The organism is Streptomyces sp. NPDC054932, assembly GCF_053610205.1.
Genome location: NZ_JBSGXU010000319.1, coordinates 1 through 5,469 on the forward strand (window position 1 = coordinate 1; position 5,469 = coordinate 5,469).

The 5,469-nt window shown below is 73.9% G+C and carries 6 protein-coding genes; 2 read left to right on the forward strand and 4 right to left on the reverse strand.

From position 1 onward, the window contains the following. Positions 1–170: 170 nt before the first annotated feature. Together ACWGE1_RS39830 and ACWGE1_RS39835 are read right to left on the reverse strand one after the other, a co-directional pair. Positions 171–1,790, reverse strand: a complete 1,620-nt coding sequence (locus tag ACWGE1_RS39830) for a hypothetical protein (RefSeq protein ID WP_453425357.1) — start codon at positions 1,788–1,790, stop codon at positions 171–173. Positions 1,791–1,859: 69 nt separating this feature from the next. Continuing rightward, positions 1,860–2,054, reverse strand: coding sequence for a hypothetical protein (locus tag ACWGE1_RS39835; protein WP_007262923.1), 195 nt, complete (start codon positions 2,052–2,054; stop codon positions 1,860–1,862). A gap of 331 nt (positions 2,055–2,385) precedes the next feature. On the opposite strand from ACWGE1_RS39835, the gene ACWGE1_RS39840 reads away from it, so the two are divergent. Together ACWGE1_RS39840 and ACWGE1_RS39845 are read left to right on the forward strand one after the other, a co-directional pair. Continuing rightward, the gene (locus tag ACWGE1_RS39840; RefSeq protein ID WP_453425358.1) at positions 2,386–2,808 is read left to right on the forward strand and encodes an ankyrin repeat domain-containing protein; all 423 of its coding nucleotides are present in this window, start codon (positions 2,386–2,388) and stop codon (positions 2,806–2,808) included. Positions 2,809–3,140: 332 nt separating this feature from the next. Then, the gene (locus tag ACWGE1_RS39845; RefSeq protein WP_453425359.1) at positions 3,141–4,538 is read left to right on the forward strand and encodes a HEAT repeat domain-containing protein; all 1,398 of its coding nucleotides are present in this window, start codon (positions 3,141–3,143) and stop codon (positions 4,536–4,538) included. A 95-nt stretch (positions 4,539–4,633) separates the two neighbouring features. Here the strand turns inward: ACWGE1_RS39845 and ACWGE1_RS39850 are convergent, their stop codons facing one another. Both ACWGE1_RS39850 and ACWGE1_RS39855 read right to left on the reverse strand, forming a co-directional pair. Then, positions 4,634–5,305, reverse strand: coding sequence for a hypothetical protein (locus ACWGE1_RS39850; protein ID WP_453425360.1), 672 nt, complete (start codon positions 5,303–5,305; stop codon positions 4,634–4,636). Then, positions 5,302–5,454, reverse strand: a complete 153-nt coding sequence (locus tag ACWGE1_RS39855; RefSeq protein ID WP_453425361.1) for a sigma factor-like helix-turn-helix DNA-binding protein — start codon at positions 5,452–5,454, stop codon at positions 5,302–5,304. Before ACWGE1_RS39855 ends, ACWGE1_RS39850 begins: the two co-directional genes overlap by 4 nt. Between the last annotated feature and the right edge of the window lie 15 nt (positions 5,455–5,469).

A 5,469-nucleotide genomic window follows, 5' to 3' on the forward strand; every position in this document is an offset into this window, starting at 1 on the left:
CCGGCGTGACCGGCCTCCGCCTCGCAGCGGCGCAGCCGACCGGGGCCCGGCCCCGGCGTGACCGGCCTCCGCCTCGCAGCGGCGCAGCCGACCGGGGCCCGGCCCCGGCGTGACCGGCCTCCGCCTCGCAGCGGCGCAGCCGACCGGCGCCCGGCCCCGGCGCGACCGGCTCACGGAGCCTCGGCCGGCACCTCCGGAATCTCCGGGGCGTCCAGGGCCGAGCCCTGCGCCGGCGGCTGCCCCTGGAGCCGCTTGGCCGGCGTGATCCCTCCGCCCGGGCCCTGTTGCCGCTCGGGCAGCAGCTCCAGCACCGCCTGCCGGTACGCCGGGTGCGCGGCCTCGTCGTACGGGTCCGGGGTGGCGGGCACCTGCAGCCGGTGCACGGGCCCGGTGCCGAGCCGGGCGTAGCCGCGCCCCGGCGGCACCCGGTCCGTGGGGGTGGTGTGCGGCGGCAGCCCCAGTACGTCGGCGACCTGCTGGATCGCGGCGGGTCCCAGCACGACACGGGCGCGGGTGTGCTGCCAGACGGCGTCGTGCAGCAGTTCGAGGTGCCCGAACTGCTCGGCCACCACCACCGTGACGTGCGCGGGCCGTCCGTGCCGCAGCGGTACCTGCAGCTGGGCCAGCGGGTCGGGGCCGCCCTCGGCGACCGAGAGGTGGGCCAGCACGCTCGGCTGGTCCAGCAGGATCCACAGGGGCCGCCGGGTGTCCTCGGGCGCCGGCCGGCCGATCTCCCGTGCCCGGTGGGTGGCGATGAGCCGCCGTTCGGTCTCCCGCGCGGCCCATTCCAGGGTGGCCTGCGCCCCGGTCGGCCCGCACTCCACGGCGAGGACGCCGCCCCGGCCGGACAGGCAGGAGTACTCGCCGCTGCCGCCGCCGTCGACGATCAGTACGTCGCCCCCGTGCCGCAGGGCCTGCAGGGCGACGGAGCGCAGCAGGGTGGAGGTGCCGCTGCCGGGCTGGCCGACGGCCAGCAGGTGGGGCTCGGTGGAGCGGGGCCCGGTGCGCCAGATCACCGGCGGTACGTCCCGGGGCTCGCCGCCCTCCAGGACGGGCAGGGTGCGCTGCACGCCGCCGGCGTCGGTGAAGCCGAGAACCGTCTCGCCGGGGGAGGTCACGAACGGCTGGGCGGCGATGCCCGTCGGCAGCGCCGCCAGCACCCTCAGGTCGAGCTGGTTGCCCTCCTCGTCCCAGTCGAAGAGATACTCCCGTCCGCGCCCGGACTTGGCGTGCAGCAGTGCTTCGATCCGGGCCCGTGAGGTGGCCTCGCCGTCGGTGAAGTAGGCCGGGTAGCGGATGTGGAGCCGCGTGATGCGGCCCGCCTCGTCGAACTCGTAGCCGCTGAAGGCCTTGTCCCAGTCCCCGCCGTGGGCGAAGAGCGGACTCGGGTCCTCCGGGATGGAGAAGTACGGCACGAGGGCTTCGTAGAGGCAGCCGAGCCGTTCGGCCTCGGCATCGCTGGGTCCGGTCTTCGCCGGGTTGCGGTCGCGTCCGTGCCAGGCCGCCGCCGCCATGAGGGTGATCAGGGCGAGGAGCGGACCGTAGGGGACGAGTGCGACCACGAGGACGCAGGCGGCTCCCAGGAAGAGCGCGGGACCACGCTTGTCCTTGGGGGTCTGCGACCACCGGCGCCGCCCGGCCGCGGCCAGGACGCGCAGGCCGCGTCCGATGACGAGGAGCGGATGGAGGACGTCCGTGGCGCTGTCGGCGGCCGTGCGAGCGAGGTCGCGGCCCCGGGCCAGCGACGCGGTGCCGCTGCTGAGGATGCGGGGAAGTGGGCGCCGGGCCACGGGCGTCTCCTGGAGTTGTGGGTGTGACGGTGTTCCGGGTGCTGCTGGTGTCGCTGTGTGATGGCCGGGCTAGAGCTTGATCCCGCCGAGCAGGCTCGCGAGGCTCGCGGTGCTCGCCGTGATGCTCGGGGCGATGGCGGAGCCGGCGAGGAAGAAACCGAACAGCGCGCAGACGAAGGCGTGCGTCAGCTTCATCCCGTCCTTCTTGAAGAAGAGGAAGCAGATGATGCCGAGCAGGACGACGCCTGAGATGGACAGGACCATGAGGTTTTCTCCTGGTTGGTGGGGACGGTCACCATCAGTTCTTCCAGGCTCACAGGAAGTATCAATGCGACAAAAGGTGCATACGGGTGAATCCAGAGGTTTTTCACTTGACCGGCTCAGCCCGGCTGGCCTGCCCGGCGCACCCTGGGACGAAGGTGATCATTGCCTCGGCCCGGCCCGGACATGTGCAGGCCAGGGCGCTACTCTGGCGATTCACCCGTACGGACGCAGCGCCGTGCGCCCCGCTGCCCACCCGGCCCGCGACCGGGTTCTCGTGATCACCACGGGCGGGCGGACCCTGTCAGCAAACGAGTGAAAGGCGGTACGAACGATGAGCGAGCACGCCGCAGAGGGCTCCGGTTCCCAGGGCGTCCCCGATGAGGACGTCATCGAGCTGGCCACCAAGATCTTCGACCTCGCCCGCCAGGGCGACACCGAGACGCTCACCGCCTACCTGGACGCCGGCGTCCCGGCCAATCTCACCAACGACCGCGGCGACACGCTGGTCATGCTCGCCGCCTACCACGGCCACGCCGATGCCGTGTCGGTCCTGCTGGCCCGCGGCGCCGAGGCCGATCGCGCCAACGACCGGGGCCAGACCCCGCTCGCCGGCGCGGTCTTCAAGGGGGAGGAGGCCGTCATCCGCGCCCTGCTCGCCGGAGGGGCCGACCCGGAGGCCGGAACCCCCTCCGCCGTGGACACGGCGCGCATGTTCGCCAAGGCCGACCTGCTGGAACTTTTCGGAGCCAAGTAGTCCGGTTTTGCCTGGGATCTGGCCCGGCCCGGACGCATCCCGACCTCACAGGTTGGTCACGGCGGCCATAAATGTGGTCGCGGCGCACAAACCGGCTGGGCCATCATGGCGTCGGATTCGATTCGCGAGTACGGGGGACGGGCAGAAGCGGGCAGGACACGAAGGGTGTGCCGGCCCGGCCCGGCCTCCATGGTCACGAAGCACCGACGAGAGTGAGAAGGCAATGGTCTACATCGAGCGGAACATGACGGCGGACGTCCTCACATGCTGTTACGCGGCCCTGTGAATCCCGATTCCCGGTTGCGTCCCCAGCTTGATTTGAGGCCATTCCCATGTTCGAACCAGTCATAGCGCCGAGCGGTACCCTGCTCGGGCTCCTCCAGCGGGGCCGCGGCGACGGCACGCTGCACGCACTCGCGGCACCCAGGGCGGAGGCCCTCGAGGCCCTCAACCAGTGCGTGCTCCGCGACCCGCGCCAGGACTGGCAGGTCGAGAACCGCTCCCTGTACTACGCCCGGCTGTACCTGGACCTCACCGGTCCCCTGGGCGAGATCGAGGACCACCTCTTCAGCGCCGACGACCTCGTCGACGAAGAGGACCACCGCACGGGCCTCGCCCTGTCCGTCCTGGGCCACCTGGCCTCGTACGGCCGCGACGACGCGCTCATGCTGCTGCGCCGGTACGCGGCCTCCGGGGCGAATTGGGCATGGGCGCTCGACGAGCTGGCCCTGCGCGACGACGACGAAGGCCTGCGGTCCCTGGCCGGGGCCGTCCTCGCCCGCTTCCCCGCCACGGCGGACGGCGAGGCGCGGCTGGCCGCCGCCGTCCGCGATGCCTACGAGCCCCGCCCGTGGTGCCTGTGGGAGGAGACCCCCCAGTACGGGGAGCGCCTGCGCGCCGCCCGTCAGCAGGGCTCCTTCGACCGCTGGCAGCGGCAGATGACCCCGAGCGGGCCCCGGCCCGGCTGGGGCGTCCAGGCCGTCTTCGACTGGGCCGCCGACGGCCTGCGCCGCGGCACCCCGCTGCACGTCCCCGCGGCCCGCTGCCTGGCCGCCGTGGCCCAGCCCGAGGACCGCTCCGCCATCCTCGCGGCCGCCGCCGGCACCGACGGCGAGGCCGCCCGGGCCACCGCCCTGCACCACCTGGTCCTCGCCGAACCGGACAACCCGGCCGTACTGGACCTCATCGAAGCCGCCGCCGACGAGCCCGCCGTGGCCGCCTACGAGCGCATGTGCGGCCCCGAGGCCGTCGACCGGGCCCGACGCTGGATCCACCGCCCCGACGCGCTGGGAGAGGCCGCCGCGGCCACCCTGGCCGCCCGCGGCGGAGCCGAGGACGCGGCCCTGGTCCTGGGAGCCCTGCGCTCCACGGTCCGCGGTGCGGGCCCGGACACCCGGCGCCTGTTCGCCCTGGTGGACGGGGCCGGCCGGCTCGCCATCGGCTGCGCGGCCCCCGTGCTGCGCCACATCTACCGCGAGACCGCCTCGTCCCACCTGCGCGGCCGGGCCGCACGGGCCCTGGCCAGCACCGACCCCTCCTTCGCGGCGGGCTTCGCCGTCGAGTGCCTGTGGGACTGCGAGGAGACCACCCGTGAGGTGGCCGCCCACCACGCCGAGACGGCCGACGCCCGCGTGGCGCCCCGGCTGCGCCGCCTGGCCGCCGATCCGGCCGAGGAGGAGGACGTCCAGTCGGCCGTCCGCAGCCGGATCGCACCGGAGTCCGCCGTGTAGCCGCGCCGGCAGCCCCATCGACACCACTCGGCCCGGCCCCCTGACAAGAGGGGGCCGGGCCGAGTGCTGTGACGGCGTACGGCCGCGCAGCGCGATCAGGGCGAAGGCGCAGTGGTGCCCGGTGGGCCGGGGGTTCGGGTGGGGCGCCCCATCCGCTGCTGCGCCAGGAAGGCCTCCCGGAAGTCGACCGAGCAGTACGGGACGTGTTCGTTCGGCAGGACTCCGAAGGCGAGTCCTTGCTTCTCCTCCCACCACGGCTGGAAGTACGCCCACGTCAACACGAGTGTGTGTCCCGGGGGGACCGCCTTCGGGTTGACCCTGAGGGTGCGTCCGTCATCGCTGCTCGACACACCGGCCGCGGGATCGTCCTTCGGGCCGCGGACCCAGCCCTTGACCGCCTTGCACTCGAGTTCCGGCAGCAGCGGGGGCACGACGGCCGGGACCCCCAGTTTCTTCAGCCGCTCGGCCAGGGCCGGGAGCTGCTCCTGCCGGGGCGGATCGAACCGCAGCGACCCGTCCGGCTCCTTCGTGATCCTGGGCGCGTCCGAGGCCGAACGGCTCGGCGTGCCGGCCGGCAGGAAGCCGGTGCGGCTGCTGCCCGTGAGGGTCATGACGGCGACCACGGTGGCCGTGGCGGCGCCGACCGCGAGCGGAATGCCGTACCGCCGGGCGAAGGACCGGGCGGGGGGCGTGGGCACGACCTCCGGGAGGCGGGCCAGGAGTGCGGCCTTCAGCCGGTCCTCGAAGCCACTGGGCCTGCTGTTCATCGGGCTGCCTCCATCTGGAGTGCTGTCGTGGAGCCCTGGGCGCTGGGGGCGCCCAGGGCGCGCCGGGCCCGGTGCAGGCGGACGCGGACCGTCGCCCGGGTGACGCCGAGGGCCTGGGCGGCCTCGGCCGGGGTGAGCTGGTCGAGCACGACCAGGTCGAGGGC